The sequence below is a fragment of the Brevibacillus fortis genome (assembly GCF_003013395.1).
GTDB classification, from domain to species: Bacteria; Bacillota; Bacilli; order Brevibacillales; family Brevibacillaceae; genus Brevibacillus; species Brevibacillus fortis.
This window is the reverse complement of record NZ_PXZM01000014.1, coordinates 36,611-52,628: the sequence shown is the minus strand read 5'-3', so window position 1 is coordinate 52,628 and position 16,018 is coordinate 36,611. Positions and strand designations below refer to the sequence as shown.

Below are 16,018 nucleotides of genomic sequence, written 5' to 3'. Positions count from 1 at the left end.
TCATATCCTCCCTAAAGCAGTACGTAAGGGTCGACGTCAATCGTCATCAATACTTTCTGCTGTTTGTTCCATTCTTCAAACGCAGCCGTCGCCTGAGCGAGCAGGTCTGACAGTTGCGGTTCATCACGATATTTTAGCATGATCTGAAAACGAAATCTATCCTTCACCCTAGCAATGGGCGAAGCGACTGGACCCAAGAGGATCGTTGTCTGTGCCAAACGCTGCCGTAAATAGTCAGCCATCGTATGAGCACCACGGATAACAACAGGTACATCCTCGTGGCTAAACGTAATTAATACAAGGCGGAAATAAGGCGGATAGCCAGTTCGTCTGCGCTGTATCATTTCATCCTGATAAAATGCGGGATAATCATGCTTGGTCGCGTGAACAATGCTGTAGTGCTCCGGCGTATACGTCTGGATCACGACATCTCCGTCCAGCTCATGCCGTCCTGCGCGTCCACCTACTTGCGTCAGGAGTTGGAATGTCTTTTCCGCTGCACGGAAATCAGGCAGATGCAAAGAGGTATCTGCTGCAATGATTCCCGCCAGCGTCACTCGTGGAAAATCAAGGCCCTTGGCAATCATCTGGGTACCGAGCAGGACGTCACCTTGACCCGTGCGGAACTTGTTCAGCAGCTCTTCGTGAGAGCCTTTTCGCGAGGTCGTATCCACATCCATTCGAATGACCCGGATGCCAGGGAAAAGTTTTGCCAGCTCTGCTTCCACCTTTTGCGTTCCTGTACCAAAAAAGCGAATATGCTCACTCTGGCACTCTGGACAATGCTTAGGCTGTACAATGGTGTATCCACAGTAATGGCAGCGCGCCGTGTGATTCGATTTATGATAAGTAAGCGAGATGTCACAATGAATACAGCGCATCGTATAGCCGCAGGAGCGGCACATGACAAAGGTAGAGAAGCCTCTTCGGTTAAGGAAAATGACCATCTGTTCTTCTTTTGCCAATCGATCTGCAATCATCTCATGCAGCTTCCGGCTGAACATCGAACGATTCTGGGCCTGAAGCTCCTCTCGCATATCCACGACATGTACCTCTGGCATCGGGCGATTCCCGACACGCTCTGGCATGCGCAACAGCTCGTATCTGCCACGTGTAGCCAAAGCATATGTCTCCAGGGCCGGAGTCGCGCTTCCCATGACAAGTACACCCTGATTCTCTTTCGCTCGCCACAGGGCTACTTCCCGTGCATGATAACGAGGGGTCTCTTCTTGCTTATAGGAACTCTCATGCTCTTCATCGATCACAATCAACCCAACATTCCGAAACGGAGCAAAGATGGCAGAGCGTGCACCTACCACCACTTTGACCTGATTGCGAATGATCTTGCGCCACTCGTCATAGCGCTCTCCTTGTGACAACGCACTGTGCAAAACAGCTACGTCCGCACCAAAACGGGCTTTGAAGCGCTCCACCATTTGCGGAGTCAAAGAAATTTCCGGAACGAGAAAGATCGCCTCGCGACCTTTTTCTAACGTCCGTTCGATCGCTTCGAGATACACTTCTGTCTTACCGCTACCCGTAACGCCGTGCAGCAAATAAGAAGCATATGTCCCCGATTCAATCGTTTGCAAGATGGGTGTCAGTGCCGCTTCCTGAACAGAGGTAAAGACCGGTTTCTGTTTTTCCTGGAAACGTCGATTGGCGTACGGGTCCCGGTAAACTTCCACTTGCTCGATGGCGATCCAGCCTTTTGATTCCAGGCTTTTCAATGGAGAACGTGTAATTCCGTATTCATCCCGCAGCATTTGCACAGCCAAGGATTGCTCCTTGTGCATGAGCATCAGTTGAAGGACACGGCGCATCTGCTCCGCTCGTGCTGGCAAAGAGCCAATCGCTTCTTCCAGTTTAGCCTCGTCCAATAAGCTTCGGACAAATGATTGCTGTTTACGGGTAATTCTGTCCCTTACTTGATACTCCGTTGCAAGCAGCCCACTCTGTATCCAGCCTGGAACGAGCAAATACTCCTCCGCAAATTGTTTCTCCACTTCTGTCAGCGGTATTTGCCGTTTGCGAAACAACTCCCAAAGAAGACCCGATCTCCCGCATGCTTCTTCGTCCAATGCCTCTGTCGCCGTCAGCCACTTCTCCGACTTACCTTTGAGTACAGCCGGGAGCATCGCCTGTACAGCGGTTACCCACGGACACAAGTACTGCTTGGACATCCATTCGCTCATCTTTAAAAGCTCTGGCGTAAGAGGCGGCGTATCGTCTTGTACTTGCACCACATCTTTGAGTCGCGAACGATCTAAAACGGCCTTGTCGTCCTCCACGATCCCGGTGACGTAGCCTTGCAGTTGACGGGGACCAAATGGGACAACCACTCGGCTGCCGATGCGAATCAGTGGACGCAACCAGGGCGGAACATGGTAATCAAAAGGTCGATTCGTTCGATTGACCGGAACGTCCACAATAATTTGGGCAATCATGACAGGTCTCGGAGCGGTTTATGCTCTTGCACTGCGAGGACAGCATCAAACAGCTTGTCTGCCACAGCCCGCTTACTCAATTTATCCAATGCCAGTTGCTCTTTGCCACGTGTTAGCAGGGTCACGATATTCGTGTCGCTTCCCATCCCTGCTCCCTCAAGCAATACATTATTGGCTACGATCATATCAAGATTTTTTCGCTCCAGCTTCGACTGGGCATGCTGTAACACATTTTGGGTCTCTGCTGCAAAGCCCACGACGAATTGTTTCGTTTTCCGCTCACCAATGGTCTTTAAAATATCCGGTGCTTTCTCCAGCTCCAGTTCGAGTGGACCATCACCCTTTTTCATCTTATGTTCAGCCACATGCTTTGGTCGATAATCGGACACCGCTGCGGATTTGACGACGATGTCACAGTGCGGTAGCTGTTCCATGACAGCATCAAACATTTCTTGTACCGATTCCACTGCGATGAAATCAACTCCATCAGGACGTGCTAAGGAAGTCGGCCCACTGATCAGTGTAACTTTCGCCCCTCTATCACGAGCCGCTTCCGCGATGGCGTAGCCCATTTTTCCTGAAGCGTGATTGGTTATGTAACGAACGGGATCAATTTTTTCACGAGTCGGTCCCGCTGTGATCAGTACGTGCTTGTCATGCAAATCTTTTTCTCGGATCGTTTGTCTTGTCTCATCGGAAGCAAACCATTGACGAACAGCTTCGACGATTTCCTCCGGTTCCGCCAAACGTCCTTTGCCAATCCAGCCACATGCCAGAAGCCCGACACCCGGTTCAACAAACCGATATCCATAGGCCGTAAGCTTATCCATATTTGCGATAACCGCGGGGTGATTGTACATATTGACGTTCATGGCAGGTGCGACCATGACTGGCGCTTTCGTAGCTAGTACGGTCGTCGTCAACATATCATCCGCAATGCCATTCGCCATTTTGCCAATCACGTTGGCCGTTGCTGGCGCGATCAAAACAAGGTCTGCTCGATCAGCCAGTTCAATATGACTAATCACATGCGGGTCTGGCTCCGTAAATGTATCTGTAAAAACAGGCAGATGAGACAAGGCTTGAAACGTCAAGGGCTGAATAAACTGCAAGGCACCCTCTGTCAAAATGACATGCACCAATGCACCTGCCTGTGTCAGCTTGCTGGTCAGTGCAGCTGCCTTGTAAGCAGCGATGCCGCCAGATACTCCAAGAACAATTCGTTTTCCTGCAAGCGAATGCATCTGCATTCTCTCCTTTCTCCCCTATCCGAAATCCGAAAAAAACAACCTACATGGAGGTTGTTTTTTAAGGCGAATGCTTATTTGCGACCGTCCAAAAACTCGTGAACGAGCTCGTCGGAGATGAACTCTTCCAGTGCCAAACCTACAAACTTTTTGGATTTTGGTCTCACCACTTGAATTTCGCTGTTTTCGCGAAGCTGGCGTGCACGCTTGGATGCTACGGTCACCAGGATGTACTTGCTCTCTGCCTTTTCAGTCAATTCGTCAATAGATGGATACAACATAATTTTATTCAACCTCCTGTAACCATTTGCGATATTTGTGAACCTGACGATCTTTTTTCAGATGTTCGGCTGTAATAATCGCTTGGATTCGATCGCATGCTGATTCGATGACGTCATTGACGACTACATAATCGTAATGGTCCATGAGCTCGATTTCAGCGCGCGCCACTTCCATGCGCTTGCGAATGATCTCTTGTGATTCTGTCCCGCGCCCCACAATCCGGTTTTCCAGTTCGTTTAAATCAGGTGGTGCCAAGAACAGGAATGTACCTTGCGGGAAACTTTCTTTTACTTGAAGGGCACCCTGAACTTCAATCTCGAGAATGACGTCGCGCCCCTCATTGAGCATATCGTCCACGAACTGACGAGGTGTTCCGTAGTAATTCCCTACGTACTCTGCCCATTCCAGAAGAGCATCTTCTTCAATCATCTGCTTGAACTCTTCCTGGCTTTTAAAAAAGTAATTAACTCCTTCTACCTCTCCAGGACGCGGCTGGCGTGTGGTAGCGGAAACAGAATACACCAGATCAGGCATCACTTCACGAAGCGCCTTGCATACTGTCCCTTTTCCCACACCAGCTGGTCCGGAAAGAACCAAAAGGAGACCACGATCAACCATACTCATTGTTTACACTCCTACTTTATTCGTCCGATTCGTCATCCTTTGTAGTCAAGCGCTGTGCCACTGTTTCTGGCTGTACCGCTGACAAAATCACGTGATCGCTGTCTGTAATGATTACCGCACGTGTACGTCTCCCATAGGTCGCGTCCACTAGCATGTTGCGATCGCGCGCTTCCTGGATGATCCGTTTGATAGGAGCGGACTCCGGACTTACAATTGAAATAATGCGGTTGGCATTGACGATGTTGCCAAAACCGATATTGATTAGCTTGATTGCCATGACGGCCCAGCCCATCCTTTCATGCTACTCGACATTCTGTATTTGCTCCCGCATCTTCTCCAGTTCTGTCTTGATCTCGACAGCCAGATGCTGAATGCGCAAATGATTCGCTTTGGAAGCAATCGTATTGGCTTCCCGATTCATTTCCTGGAGCAGAAAATCCAGTTTTCGACCAATTGCTTCTTCTTTGCCTAATTGCTTGGCAAACTGTTGGCAATGACTATCTAAACGGGTCAACTCTTCACTAATATCACTTTTATCAGCGAAAAAGGCAACCTCTTGCGCTACACGAGCAGGGTCCAATTCAAAAGGTGTCAAACCGGCCCACTCACTCACGCGTTGCTCAAGTCGGCCCTTATATTCTTCCCTACAAAGTGGGGCCAACTGGGAAATCTCCCGCGTCCAGGTGTTGACAGCAGTCAGGCGACTGGCTAGATCAGCGTGCAGCAGATTACCCTCGGTCTCTTTCATCGAAACGAGATCCATTGCAGCGCCCCTGACCAAGTCTTGGAGCCACTCTGCCAGCTCCACCACATTGTCATCTGACTCTTTAGTATGTATCACGCCAGGAAAGTGTAACAGATCCTTGACGGTTAAAGGCGTCTCTAGCGAAAAACGCTGAGTCATCTCGCGGGAAATGGAGACGAGCTGTTCAGCTACATCCCAGTCAATGTCCATGACCGTAGCAGAAGAATTTTTCCCTTCCACAGAGACAGTGACATCGACACGCCCTCTTCTGACATACTGCGCGACCAGCTTACGAACCGAATCCTCAAACATATTCCATGCTTTGGGCAGGCGCACGACAATCTCGGAAAAGCGGTGATTCACTGCACGAATCTCGACTGTTGCTCGAATGGAGCCTCTGCTATCTTCTTTTCTACCGTAACCCGTCATGCTTCGAATCACAAGTTTTCACTTCCATAGACGCAAAATCGTTAATTTATTATAGGAGACAACTCTTGGCAGTGTCAACCGAAGCCACCGCACCACGATGAGATTCCTCCTCGCTCTGACTTATGCTACACTGTGACTGGCAGGCTTCTATTCATTATTCTAGCCATTTTTTTGATCTGAGGTGACTTTTGTGGCATTTGATGGCGTAGTAACCCGCTCTGTTGCGCGGGAATTACATAAACTGGTTGGAGGACGCATCTCGAAAATCCACCAGCCCCACCATAGCGATATTGTTATGCAAGTACGGACACAAGGAGAAACGGTAAAGCTCCTCCTGTCTGCAAACCCAACCTATCCGAGGCTTCATATTACGACAGAAGAATTCACGAATCCGCTGGAAGCTCCGATGTTTTGCATGCTATTGCGCAAGCATTGTGAGGGCGGCGTGATTGAATCTGTCCAGCAAATCGGGATGGAGCGAATCATTCACATCGACGTACGCACCCGGGATGAGCTGGGTGACACGGCTCTCCGTCGAATTATTGTAGAGATCATGGGCAAGCACAGCAACATCATCCTCATCGATCCTGCAACTGGAATGATTTTGGATAGCGCCATGCATGTGACGCTCGCCATTAGCCAGTATAGACAAGTTACGCCTGGCAGAACTTATGTCTCTCCTCCGAGCCAAGATAAACGTGACCCTCTCACTGTAACTGAGCAAGCCTTTATTTCTTCCCTCGACTGGAATGGTGGTCGTTTGGACAAGCAAATCGTAGAAGGCTATACCGGAATCAGTCCCTTATTAGCAAAAGAAATTTTGCACAGAGCCGGCCTCGCCAATCGTGAAACACTGTGGGTTGCCTTTTCACAGGTGATGGAGGCAATCAACGCTCATGAGTATGTGCCCTCCATTGTAGAGACAAACGGCAAAGCGTATTTTCACGTCGTCGAGCTGACTCATCTCTCAAACGGGGCTACCATCTCCTATCCTTCCACCCAAGAATGCTTGCAGGCATTTTACGAAGGAAAGGCGCTCCGTGACACTGTCAAACAGCGCGCGCACGACTTGATTCGTTTTGTCACCGTTGAGCGCAATAAAAATGAAAAGAAAATCGAGAAGCTCGAGCAAACGCTGCAAGATGCGCATGCAGCAGATCAGTTCCGCCTGTACGGTGAATTGATCACTGCCAATATGCATCAGATGAAGCGTGGTGATCGCGAGCTCGTCACAGTCAACTGGTATGACGAAGCGGGAGGTACCATCACGATTCCGCTCGATCCGTTGAAGACCCCTTCGGAAAATTTGCAGTCGTATTACAAGCGATATAACAAGGCCAAAAACAGCCTTTCCATCGTGAGTGAGCAGATTGAGCAAGCGCACGCTGAACTCTTGTATTTGGACGGCGTATTGGTTCAACTGGAACATGCCACCTTAAAAGATGCCGAAGAAATTCGCGAGGAGCTCGTTGAGCAAGGCTACATGCGAGATCGTAAAAAACGTGGACCGCGGAAGAAAAAAGATACCAGACCAGAGCTGGATACGTACCATTCTTCAGACGGCATTGAAATTTTGGTCGGCAAAAACAATAAGCAAAATGAATACTTGACCAACAAACTCGCATCGTCGCAAGAAACATGGCTGCACACCAAGGATATCCCGGGATCCCATGTAGTCATTCGCGCTCGGGAATTTTCGGATGAGACGCTGCTCGAAGCAGCGAATCTGGCGGCTTATTTCAGTCGTGCCAAAGAAGGAAGTCAAATTCCCGTAGACTACACGCTCATCAAACATGTAAAAAAACCAAGTGGTGCCAAGCCTGGCTACGTCATCTACGAGCAGCAACGAACGCTGTATGTGACACCAGATGAAGCGCTCATCCGCCGTTTAAAATCAAACACCTCTTCTACGAATAGTGCGACTACCTAAGTTCATACTAAGGGTATGAAAGGTGGTGTTCGTTCTTTGAACATCGTTCTCAAGCTCTTGTTTCATGGAATCATTGCCATTCCAGGGCTTTGGTGGTCGGGGACATCCCTTATGTTTGCAGTGCTCGCAAGCGTGATTGTCAGTTTACTGGGTTATATACTTGATTTGACGATCCTCCCACGAACGAACAATACGTTTGCGAGCTCCGCTGATTTCTTGTTCGTGTTTGCCTCCTTGTGGCTTGGCTGTTACTTGTTTGGCCAGACCATATCCTTATCTGGTTTGTTGTTGACGGCATTTGCCATTACGGTGGTGGAATACTTTTTCCATGGTTACCTGCAGCGACACGGTGTTCATCATTCCAAACATCCGGGCTGAAGCATCATTTCTATTTTGGAAGGAGGATCAGGATGAACGTCATTGGCATCATCCAGACCGATCTTAACGAATTCAACGTGCTGTTTGAGCAGCAAGGTGGGCAAGGCGGAAACGGGCAAGGTCAAGGTCAACAAGGACAGCAATCAAACGACAGCGGACAAAACAACCAACAAAACCAAGACAGCGACTCGATGTTTCTCAGCTTTCTCGATGAGCAGCCGAGTTCAAATGAAAGCAGTGGGCAAGGGAACAGCCAAGGCGGACAGCAGCAAAATAGTCCGCAAGAGCTGACTGTTCGCATTAAAGGAATTCCTGAAGGGCAAAAAGCAAACTTCCTGCAAATGTATCAAATTCTTCAAGACGCCCAAGACTCCCAAACACTTGAAAAAGACCTGACCATTGTCGATCACGGGGATCAAGACCAGGGCTCCCAAAAACAAGGGCAGGGTCACGGCTCGGGCAAACAAAACAAAACCACCCATTAATCAGGGTACAAAAAGCAAAAACCACCTGGAAGCAGATTCCAAGTGGTTTTTTGTGCTATCGGTAATTCATTGCATTCATAAACGGCCAAGTCCCCGCTCTGCCGTTGACCTCATGTTTCTATAACCTGCGCTCACACAGGTGGGTGACCCTTCTGCACTTCAGCCTTCCCATGCATCCAAAAAGGAGGTGGGCCTGACATCCATCACAGTTTCCGTCTCCCAAAAAACACGTATAAGGTTAGAAACATTTACGGCCTATCGTACATCGCAGGATCTTGATATCCCTACTTTATCACAGAATGGTCCTTTGCTCAACGGATAAAGTTCCCTTTTGGGCTTTTATCTCATCCGTTCTTCACGAAAAAGACCCATTTCACGGCGTCGTGCTACTTTCCATTTGTACAGTCAGTCTAATCAACTCCGAGAATAGTTCTACGCCAAATTCGCCAACCTAGAGAGGAAAATGAATGAAAGGAAGGGAAACCATGCGACTCCCATCAAACATGCTGACAACCTGCTTACTCGCCATCAGCTTGACTGCTGTATCTATCCCCACCATCATTCCCTCTGCCTCTGCCACTACGCATTCGCATCCTGTTGGCGAGGACAAGGGACGATACGAGAATGAATCGTTTCGGAAAATTACGATCACCAAAACAGGCGAAGGGCAATATGCGATCAAGGGTGAGGCCCGCGTGAACGAAGCCAACGTACGATTCGTCGTGACGGACGATGACAAGACATTGGCAAACAGCTTTGTGACAGCAAGCACGGGCGCTCCTGAATGGGGAAGCTTTTCCATCGATCTCAAGCTGGACCCGAGCGTAAAATCACCTGTGCTCTCTTTGTTCGAGGAAAGTGCAGCGACAGGTCAGCGCATTCATGAACTAACCATCCCGCTACCAAAATAAATCGCTACGTCCGCTTCAGCTTCGCTTGTACAAGTGTCTGAAATTCAGGACGTGCGATCAGGGACGGCTGCTGTTGCTTTTCCCAGGCCAGTGCATATTCTAGGCCGTTTGTCTGGCAGCGTCCCAACCCTTCTTTTGTTACCGCATACGCTTGTTTCGGCAAGCGACGTAGGGCAGCAACCAATTTTTCAACCTCACTTTCGATTTGGCTGGCTTCTACCGCTCGATAGATCAAGCCGATTTCCTCCGCTTTTTTCCCTGTAATTCTTTCTCCCAGCAGTCCGAGCCGCTTCGCCCACGCCGTACCAACAAGCCTTGGCAAAAGGTATGTCCCGCCAAAATCCGTTGTCAGACCGATCTGGACAAAAGGCTCCTGCAACAGGGCATCTTCCGCAGCAATGACAAAATCAGCATGCAACGCGAGATTGAGTCCCGCTCCGACGGCTACTCCCTCGATAACCGCAATGACAGGCTTTGGCATTTGATGCAAGCTGGTGATGAAATCATTAATGATCGTCAATGATTGATCAGCGTCACTCTTATCCGTCAGCGCAGTCAACACGCCCAAATCAGCACCGGAGCAAAAGTTCCCCCCCGCTCCCCGCAAAATAAGCACATCGACCTCCTCATCTGCTGAAACTTTTGCGAAAGCGTCCTGCAAAAGGGAAAACATTTCAACCGTCATCGCATTGAGGACGTGGGGTCTGTTGAGCGTAATCGTGCAGATTCCACCAGCTTTTGTTACAATCAGCTGCGCATTATGATCCTGTTCCATCATTTTTCTCACCCTTTCCTAAGAAGAAGCGGCAGGAATAACCCCTTGCTTCTGCAGCCTGCTCAAATCCGCCTCTGTGAGGTTCAGTTTGCGTTTGAGCAGCTCGTATGTGTAATCGGTGTGCCATGGGGGTGACAACCTCTCTGTCCTGTAACAATGCGCGAAGTTCCCCTCTTGATCGGGAGACTTTTTCTCCAAATAAGGAAGCGTATAGGCTATCTCCCTATTTGCAACGTACGGATTGTCTGCCCAGTTTTCCCAATCTTCCACAGCGGTCAGGCAGCAATCCACTTCACTGCCCAGCTCACTCCACTCGGCTTGGGTCCTGGACAGAAACAGTGCTTTCATATCTTCAAACACTTCTGGATGCCGAGCAACGCTAGCTCGGTGGCAAAGCTCCCAGTCTGCTCGTCCTACCGCGCGGCAAAAATTGAGCCAGAACTTCTCTTCCAACGCCGCTAGTGCAACATACTGACCGTCTGCTGTCTCAAAGACCTGATACGCTAGCAAACTCCCTCTCCCAGTCTCCCTTCCGATCGAAGAGCTGTATGACATAAACAGTGCATGCAGCCCTGTCCAAGAACTAAACAAGTCAGCCGAAGAAACATCCAAATAAGCTCCTCGCCCTGTCCGCGCACGTTGAACAAGCGCCGCGCATATTTGTTCACTGGCATACAACCCAAGCGCATAATCAGAAAGAGGAAAATCAGCAACGACAGGCTTGCCTTCCATATCGCGAACCAGTGAGAGAAATCCGCTTACTGCCTGGACATTCAAGTCATGCCCGCCTATTTGGTATAGCTCCCCGCTTTGTCCATAGCTCGTCACGGAGCAATAAATGACCGCAGGGTTCATCTCCCACAGGCGATCGTAATCAAGACCCAAATGTCGCATCACACCTGGTCGATAGCTTTCTACCACGACATCAGCCTGTCTGGCCAGAGCAAACGCGAGCGCTTTTCCCTCATTCGTCCGCAAATTCAAGGAAATACTTTTATGATTGCGATGTGAACGCAGGTAAAACGCTCCCGTCTCTCTAACTTCAGGATGAGTAGGCCTGATTACCGGTGAGTGAGCTTTGTCGTGAAACGGTTCCACCTCGATGACCTCTGCCCCCAAATCAGCCAGACGCATCGTACAAATCGGACCTGGAAGATGGCGAGAAAAATCAACTATCGTCACTCCCGTCAACATGATTTGACTCCCCCTTCACCGACTACACTCTCTTGTAATTCGAGATGAACGGTTGTTCACCCTCTTTTTTAATGGAAAATTCAAACAAATACAAAAAGCCGTTCCAAATGGAACGACTTTCCCAAAAAGGTTATTTTATCAAACGGAGAGTGAGCGGGTAACGGAATTCTTTTCCCTCATTCGCCTTCACCGCAGCAATAATAACGAAGATCGCCCAAAAGATAAAGAGGGCTCCCAATAATAGTGCGCCAATAAAAATGATGATCAACAAACTTGAAATAGCGGCATAAATCGTCACCGAGATGCTAAAATTCAGTGCCTCTTTTCCATGCTCATAAAAAAAGGCTCCCTCTTCACGCTTGATCAACCATACGATTAAAGGTCCTAGTACATTGCCGAACGGAACGATAAAACCAAGGAAGGCAGATAAATGTACGATCATCGCCCACATTCGTTCCTCTTTCCCATTCAGGAATTGCATATCCATACCTCCATTATTCCTTTTCCTCTATTGTACGACAAATTGTGAAAAACTTGCGAAAAAACGAAAAAAGCGCCATTACGGCGCCTTTCTCTATTAATATTTGCTCTCGTGACTTCCGCCGTATCCGCCACCATAAGAGGAGTCGTAGCCTCCGCCCCAACCGCCGCAGTGTCCGTGTCCCCAACTACGGCCGTATGGTTTACAAGATGTTTTGTAGTATGGCTTGTAGTAGCAATGCTTTTTGTACACTTTCTTTTCGCAGCACTTATAGCATTTGCGACGAGATTTTTTGCATCCGCAACTCATTAACCTCACCCCCTCCTGTTCGTTACATCTACAAGGTATGAAGGTGAAGATATATCGGCATGGACATAAGTCTATACACGAGTCAAAATCAGCAGATGTCTCGTAGGCTACTTGATAGTATTAGTGGCGCATTGCTGATTGGATCGTGCTTTTTCCAACCACCAGCACCAAATATAATGAATCTTGCCATCTAACTCAATGGGTAACGAGCTTGCGCAGCTCATTAATACCATGGTGGTCAGGGATTTCTTGAAATTCCTTTACTTTTGGCAGTGTCAGCAAATGAGGTTTCACCATATAGCCAGGCTTGGAAATATACGCGACGTCACAGGTTGTAATCAAATCAAACACTTCGGCATGGTTCGCTTCTATTGTCCGAATATCCAAATGCGTAATGCCCGCGTTGTAGAGATCATTGATCATCCCCGCGCCACCTCGTATAGTCGCACAGATTAACCCGACTTTCGTATTTCGTGGGTAGGCCTCCATGACCGGGATCACCGTCGTCGGGTCCGGGATAAAATCAAGGCTAACGATAGGAGGGGCATCCTTCGGGAGTTTCAGATTAACGCAAGGAGGGATAACGATGGCTTTGTATTGCTGCAAAAAATTAGCATCGCATTCTACCTGCTGGGAAAAATCCTCGATGGTTCTCCCTTCGACCATCACACTCGGAAGATGGTACTGCACCAAACGCATATATTCAGTGACCTCCAGCTCTGTGAACCGCAAAAAAAGAACCGGAAACTGATTGATTTCTGGCAAGACACACGACAGGACGCGCGAGAATTCATCCATGGTGTAGCCTAGTGCTTTTACTTTATGAATCGTTTCTTTGGCGAGTAAAGCAAGATGGATCGGATTACGCGTCAATAGCCCATCACCTACGCTATTGCTTACGATCGTCCCCCTACCTTGCCGACAATCAACCAATCCTTCTTGTTGGAGACGCAAATACACACTGCGAACGGTGTTGTAATTGACTTTCAACTGCGCCGCCAGCTCCCTAACCGTTGGCAAATGCTCTTGGGAGGGAAGCTCACCGTTTCGAATCGAGGAGGAAATTTGTTGGTATAATTGCTCGTGATAAGATATATTTGATTCCTTTTTCAAGGTCAAACGTAGCATGAATTCACCTCTCCAAAAGTAATTGAAATGATCGTATAGGAATTCAAAATCTATGGTCAATAGAAGGAAGGGCATGAAGCCTCCGTACCGGGTCATACTAATTCAGATGACAATTCCTTAGGAAGAAGGTGCCTTCGTGGGAGAACACAGTCGTTTTCGTGAAGGAGAAAAGTCTCCGAAAAATGCCGTATACATGGAGATTGGTGAGTCCGGTGCAAGTGTACAGAATCCGATGATCATCGAGCTTTCCAGAGGGGAAAAATTCCCCGCTACACGAAATAAAAATCGCGTATGGACGCAAAAGTAAGGAATGCAAAAACCAACCTGGCACCATGCACAAGGTTGGTTCTCTTTTTTACTAATTGTCGTCGTCTTCGTCGTCTTCATCGCCACTCAAGTAAATAATGGTGACACCCAAGCTTTCCAATAACGCTAGGACTTCTTTGTTCAACTCCTGATCCATGAGCAAACCCAGGCTTTCCACGAGTTCGAGCTCTTCCAGTTCTCCCTGTTCAGCGTCCTCGATCAGTTCTATGATTTCGGTCATTCGCTTATTTTCCAATACGGCTACGAGTTCATCTCTTGTCATAAATGGTTTTACACCTCATTTTCTACTCTCTATGCTTTATAATAGTACATAAACGAACCATTGAAAACCAAGCAGTGAGGTGAAGGCCACCATGTATCCGCAACCGTATCTGGATTATTTGATCCAGTTTCATGTAGAACGCGATTATTTCGAGTGCCATGAGATTCTCGAGGAATATTGGAAAAGTGCTCCTTCCCAAGAGCGACAGCCAGTGTGGGTTGGTTTGATTCAAATCTCCGTCGCTCTTTATCACCAGAGACGCGGGAATCAGTCAGGTGCAATCAAAATGCTCACAAGCGCCATTTCTATTGTCAAAAAGCATCACCTAGACATCGAAAAGCTTGGGTTGGATAGTGCCAATCTGGCGAGCCTGCTTGAAGAGCGCTTGACGGAAATGAAAAACGATCAGCCCTATCGAAGCCTTTCCTTGCCCATGTCCGCTGCTTTGAAACAGGCATATCAAGAGGCTTGTACGATGCAAAATCACCCTGAACATCGGGATAGCGATATGCAAGACGCCTACTTGCTGAATAAGCATTCCCTCAGGGATCGAAGCGACGTCTTGGCAGAACGTCAGCACCAGTTGGAAATGCGCGAAGCACGTCGAAACAACCAGTCGAACTAATCGGTGTACAGCTGCAAATAACTGGCGGGGACTGCATCGCTCAAACAATAGTGCGCACCGACTCGGTAAAAGCAGATGCCAGCTTCATGAGCCTCCTTTGCATTCACGGTGACAAGGCGCAATGTGTCTGTCGACTCTCCAATATGCTCATGTCTTACGGCAAGCTGCACATACTCACTGGCAATCGGCAACAGGCCACCAGTGAGTACTTGTTTCAATAGCTTTCGATGTGTCCCATAATAGAGAACGTCAGGTGGTACGATCTCGATGAGTTTACTTTTGGCAATCGAGGGCAAAAATCCGTAAATAACTCGAATGAGTGCTCCTCCATCCCATTCAATACTCCGCTCCGGATCGAATTCAACGACTTGATGAAGATCTTGCCGGGTTATGTATACGCACCCTTTCAACGTACGAAGATAATCCAGCAACGGCTCAATCGGGGTATAACCGTACGTATCATAGTAGAGTTGAAAGGCTCCACTGTTTTGTCGAAGTATACTGAGCAATCGCTTGCGAAGTCTAGCTTCTTCATGTATCGCCAGCATCAGTTTCCCTCCTGTCCAATCAATAAATCCAGAGAATTACAGCGAGTGCGAGACCCAAATCTGCGAGTAAATGACTAAACCAGTTGGGATAAATCGAAGGAAACATTCCTTTCATCCATCCCCAAATCATCCCTGCACCAAAAACCATCGCAGTTATTAACAAGCCGTTTCTTAAACCAAATAAGATCGTAGAGATAATCAGGTGATACAAGGAATAAAAAAAGCTGGCAAGAAAAATGGACCTCAAGCGGGATAAGGATGCGCGCAACCGCTGCAATACGAAGCCTCGCCAAAACAGCTCTTCCAACAGAGAATTAATGAAAACGAGGTAGAAGGAAAAAGCCCAAATCCAGCGGCGTTCAATCCCCCATGCCTCCATGCCTGTTCGAACGACTTCAGGTCTTCCTGCTTCCTGCAGGAGCAACCAAAGCCCAGCCAGCCCCCCTGTCAACATAAGAACACCAAATGCCAGTCCGTACAAAGTACCCTGCCACTCAAAACTTCCCCACGCTAAACGCCAGTGCTTCCGCAAATCTCCTTCCCACCATCCGTGAATGACGGGTATACAAATGCAAACGAGCACATGAAAAGAAAAGAATGTGACAATGACACTATGCTTTTCCACCAGTCCATAAAAGATCGTCAGTGTCGCAGCAAATCCATACACGATCAACAGCAGCAACGTTCGTTTTCGCGCCATTTACGAATAGCTCCTTTAGGGCGTAATGGCCGCAGTGTTGCGTTAGTTTGTCCGTTATGAATACGAAGAATACCCACAAAGACAATAAATATACAAGCGTTTGCATGAATGCTATACTAGAGAAATCGTTTTTGATCAAAATGAATGGATCGGTTCAAATTTTTACCTATCTAACGAATGTTTGGAGTGGC

19 protein-coding genes and 1 other RNA gene are annotated in these 16,018 nt (G+C 48.2%); 6 read left to right on the top strand and 14 right to left on the bottom strand.

The features are described from left to right. Positions 1 to 11 precede the first annotated feature (11 nt). The 6 genes from priA to C7R93_RS10500 all read right to left on the bottom strand — a co-directional run bounded on the left by priA (position 12) and on the right by C7R93_RS10500 (position 5,786). Positions 12 to 2,447: a primosomal protein N' gene (priA, locus tag C7R93_RS10525; RefSeq protein WP_106838758.1), complete on the bottom strand. Its 2,436-nt coding sequence runs from the start codon at positions 2,445 to 2,447 to the stop codon at positions 12 to 14. Further along, complete coding sequence (gene coaBC / locus C7R93_RS10520) at positions 2,444 to 3,691, bottom strand: bifunctional phosphopantothenoylcysteine decarboxylase/phosphopantothenate--cysteine ligase CoaBC (protein ID WP_106838757.1); 1,248 nt, start codon at positions 3,689 to 3,691, stop codon at positions 2,444 to 2,446. The genes priA and coaBC overlap by 4 nt, the downstream gene beginning before the upstream one ends. A gap of 77 nt (positions 3,692 to 3,768) precedes the next feature. Further along, a complete protein-coding gene (gene rpoZ, locus C7R93_RS10515; RefSeq protein ID WP_016742004.1) occupies positions 3,769 to 3,975 on the bottom strand; it encodes a DNA-directed RNA polymerase subunit omega in 207 nt (68 codons plus the stop codon). A gap of 4 nt (positions 3,976 to 3,979) precedes the next feature. Next, positions 3,980 to 4,600: a guanylate kinase gene (gene gmk / locus C7R93_RS10510; protein ID WP_048033660.1), complete on the bottom strand. Its 621-nt coding sequence runs from the start codon at positions 4,598 to 4,600 to the stop codon at positions 3,980 to 3,982. A 16-nt stretch (positions 4,601 to 4,616) separates the two neighbouring features. Next, entirely contained in the window at positions 4,617 to 4,877 is a 261-nt protein-coding gene (gene remA / locus C7R93_RS10505) for an extracellular matrix/biofilm regulator RemA (RefSeq protein ID WP_015891999.1), read from the bottom strand. Between the two features lie 24 nt (positions 4,878 to 4,901). Further along, positions 4,902 to 5,786, bottom strand: a complete 885-nt coding sequence (locus C7R93_RS10500; RefSeq protein ID WP_106838756.1) for a YicC/YloC family endoribonuclease — start codon at positions 5,784 to 5,786, stop codon at positions 4,902 to 4,904. A 178-nt stretch (positions 5,787 to 5,964) separates the two neighbouring features. Here C7R93_RS10500 and C7R93_RS10495 point away from each other — a divergent pair, with 178 nt between their 5' ends. Genes C7R93_RS10495 through C7R93_RS10485 form a run of 3 tightly spaced genes read left to right on the top strand, consistent with a single transcriptional unit; the run spans position 5,965 to position 8,567 of the window. Beyond that, entirely contained in the window at positions 5,965 to 7,704 is a 1,740-nt protein-coding gene (locus C7R93_RS10495) for an Rqc2 family fibronectin-binding protein (protein WP_106838755.1), read from the top strand. Between the two features lie 36 nt (positions 7,705 to 7,740). Beyond that, positions 7,741 to 8,082: a DUF2512 family protein gene (locus C7R93_RS10490; protein WP_106838754.1), complete on the top strand. Its 342-nt coding sequence runs from the start codon at positions 7,741 to 7,743 to the stop codon at positions 8,080 to 8,082. 32 nt (positions 8,083 to 8,114) lie between these two features. After that, on the top strand, positions 8,115 to 8,567 hold the full coding sequence (locus C7R93_RS10485; RefSeq protein WP_106838753.1) for a hypothetical protein: 453 nt from the start codon (positions 8,115 to 8,117) through the stop codon (positions 8,565 to 8,567). An 86-nt stretch (positions 8,568 to 8,653) separates the two neighbouring features. Here C7R93_RS10485 and ssrS read toward each other — a convergent pair. Then, a non-coding RNA gene (gene ssrS, locus C7R93_RS10480) (6S RNA) lies at positions 8,654 to 8,844 on the bottom strand. 208 nt (positions 8,845 to 9,052) lie between these two features. Between ssrS and C7R93_RS10475 the strand changes: the two genes are divergently transcribed. Continuing rightward, positions 9,053 to 9,478 carry a Gmad2 immunoglobulin-like domain-containing protein gene (locus tag C7R93_RS10475; RefSeq protein ID WP_106838880.1) on the top strand — a complete coding sequence of 142 codons (426 nt, stop codon included), beginning with the start codon at positions 9,053 to 9,055 and terminating at the stop codon, positions 9,476 to 9,478. 4 nt (positions 9,479 to 9,482) lie between these two features. Here C7R93_RS10475 and C7R93_RS10470 read toward each other — a convergent pair whose 3' ends face one another. From C7R93_RS10470 to C7R93_RS10455, 4 genes are all read right to left on the bottom strand, one after another. Further along, positions 9,483 to 10,253 carry an enoyl-CoA hydratase/isomerase family protein gene (locus tag C7R93_RS10470; protein WP_106838879.1) on the bottom strand — a complete coding sequence of 257 codons (771 nt, stop codon included), beginning with the start codon at positions 10,251 to 10,253 and terminating at the stop codon, positions 9,483 to 9,485. Positions 10,254 to 10,271: 18 nt separating this feature from the next. After that, on the bottom strand, positions 10,272 to 11,447 hold the full coding sequence (locus C7R93_RS10465) for a CaiB/BaiF CoA transferase family protein (RefSeq protein ID WP_106838752.1): 1,176 nt from the start codon (positions 11,445 to 11,447) through the stop codon (positions 10,272 to 10,274). A gap of 130 nt (positions 11,448 to 11,577) precedes the next feature. Continuing rightward, complete coding sequence (locus tag C7R93_RS10460) at positions 11,578 to 11,928, bottom strand: DUF4870 domain-containing protein (RefSeq protein WP_106838751.1); 351 nt, start codon at positions 11,926 to 11,928, stop codon at positions 11,578 to 11,580. A 504-nt stretch (positions 11,929 to 12,432) separates the two neighbouring features. Next, positions 12,433 to 13,365, bottom strand: a complete 933-nt coding sequence (locus C7R93_RS10455; protein WP_106838750.1) for a GntR family transcriptional regulator — start codon at positions 13,363 to 13,365, stop codon at positions 12,433 to 12,435. 136 nt (positions 13,366 to 13,501) lie between these two features. Here C7R93_RS10455 and C7R93_RS10450 point away from each other — a divergent pair, with 136 nt between their 5' ends. Continuing rightward, positions 13,502 to 13,672 (top strand): YjzC family protein, encoded by a 171-nt coding sequence (locus tag C7R93_RS10450; protein ID WP_017249478.1) that lies wholly within the window; start codon positions 13,502 to 13,504, stop codon positions 13,670 to 13,672. 51 nt (positions 13,673 to 13,723) lie between these two features. Here the strand turns inward: C7R93_RS10450 and C7R93_RS10445 are convergent, their stop codons facing one another. Next, positions 13,724 to 13,954 (bottom strand): hypothetical protein, encoded by a 231-nt coding sequence (locus C7R93_RS10445; RefSeq protein ID WP_106838749.1) that lies wholly within the window; start codon positions 13,952 to 13,954, stop codon positions 13,724 to 13,726. 91 nt (positions 13,955 to 14,045) lie between these two features. On the opposite strand from C7R93_RS10445, the gene C7R93_RS10440 reads away from it, so the two are divergent. Then, positions 14,046 to 14,579, top strand: coding sequence for a DUF309 domain-containing protein (locus tag C7R93_RS10440; RefSeq protein ID WP_106838748.1), 534 nt, complete (start codon positions 14,046 to 14,048; stop codon positions 14,577 to 14,579). On the opposite strand, the gene C7R93_RS10435 is transcribed toward C7R93_RS10440, so the two are convergent. Next, positions 14,576 to 15,127 carry an RNA 2'-phosphotransferase gene (locus tag C7R93_RS10435; protein WP_106838747.1) on the bottom strand — a complete coding sequence of 184 codons (552 nt, stop codon included), beginning with the start codon at positions 15,125 to 15,127 and terminating at the stop codon, positions 14,576 to 14,578. The genes C7R93_RS10440 and C7R93_RS10435 overlap by 4 nt on opposite strands. Positions 15,128 to 15,146: 19 nt before the next feature. Next, a complete protein-coding gene (locus C7R93_RS10430; RefSeq protein ID WP_106838746.1) occupies positions 15,147 to 15,827 on the bottom strand; it encodes a CPBP family intramembrane glutamic endopeptidase in 681 nt (226 codons plus the stop codon). Positions 15,828 to 16,018 lie beyond the last annotated feature (191 nt).

Excerpts from the sequence above, each read along its gene's own strand:
- priA (WP_106838758.1), bottom strand. The coding sequence starts at position 2,447 with ATGATTGCCCAAATTATTGTGGACGTTCCGGTCAATCGAACGAATCGA.
- C7R93_RS10475 (WP_106838880.1), top strand. The coding sequence starts at position 9,053 with ATGCGACTCCCATCAAACATGCTGACAACCTGCTTACTCGCCATCAGC.
- rpoZ (WP_016742004.1), bottom strand. The coding sequence starts at position 3,975 with ATGTTGTATCCATCTATTGACGAATTGACTGAAAAGGCAGAGAGCAAG.
- C7R93_RS10455 (WP_106838750.1), bottom strand. The coding sequence starts at position 13,365 with ATGCTACGTTTGACCTTGAAAAAGGAATCAAATATATCTTATCACGAG.
- remA (WP_015891999.1), bottom strand. The coding sequence starts at position 4,877 with ATGGCAATCAAGCTAATCAATATCGGTTTTGGCAACATCGTCAATGCC.
- coaBC (WP_106838757.1), bottom strand. The coding sequence starts at position 3,691 with ATGCATTCGCTTGCAGGAAAACGAATTGTTCTTGGAGTATCTGGCGGC.
- C7R93_RS10465 (WP_106838752.1), bottom strand. The coding sequence starts at position 11,447 with ATGTTGACGGGAGTGACGATAGTTGATTTTTCTCGCCATCTTCCAGGT.
- gmk (WP_048033660.1), bottom strand. The coding sequence starts at position 4,600 with ATGAGTATGGTTGATCGTGGTCTCCTTTTGGTTCTTTCCGGACCAGCT.
- C7R93_RS10435 (WP_106838747.1), bottom strand. The coding sequence starts at position 15,127 with ATGCTGGCGATACATGAAGAAGCTAGACTTCGCAAGCGATTGCTCAGT.
- C7R93_RS10485 (WP_106838753.1), top strand. The coding sequence starts at position 8,115 with ATGAACGTCATTGGCATCATCCAGACCGATCTTAACGAATTCAACGTG.
- C7R93_RS10440 (WP_106838748.1), top strand. The coding sequence starts at position 14,046 with ATGTATCCGCAACCGTATCTGGATTATTTGATCCAGTTTCATGTAGAA.
- C7R93_RS10430 (WP_106838746.1), bottom strand. The coding sequence starts at position 15,827 with ATGGCGCGAAAACGAACGTTGCTGCTGTTGATCGTGTATGGATTTGCT.
- C7R93_RS10460 (WP_106838751.1), bottom strand. The coding sequence starts at position 11,928 with ATGCAATTCCTGAATGGGAAAGAGGAACGAATGTGGGCGATGATCGTA.
- C7R93_RS10445 (WP_106838749.1), bottom strand. The coding sequence starts at position 13,954 with ATGACAAGAGATGAACTCGTAGCCGTATTGGAAAATAAGCGAATGACC.
- C7R93_RS10470 (WP_106838879.1), bottom strand. The coding sequence starts at position 10,253 with ATGGAACAGGATCATAATGCGCAGCTGATTGTAACAAAAGCTGGTGGA.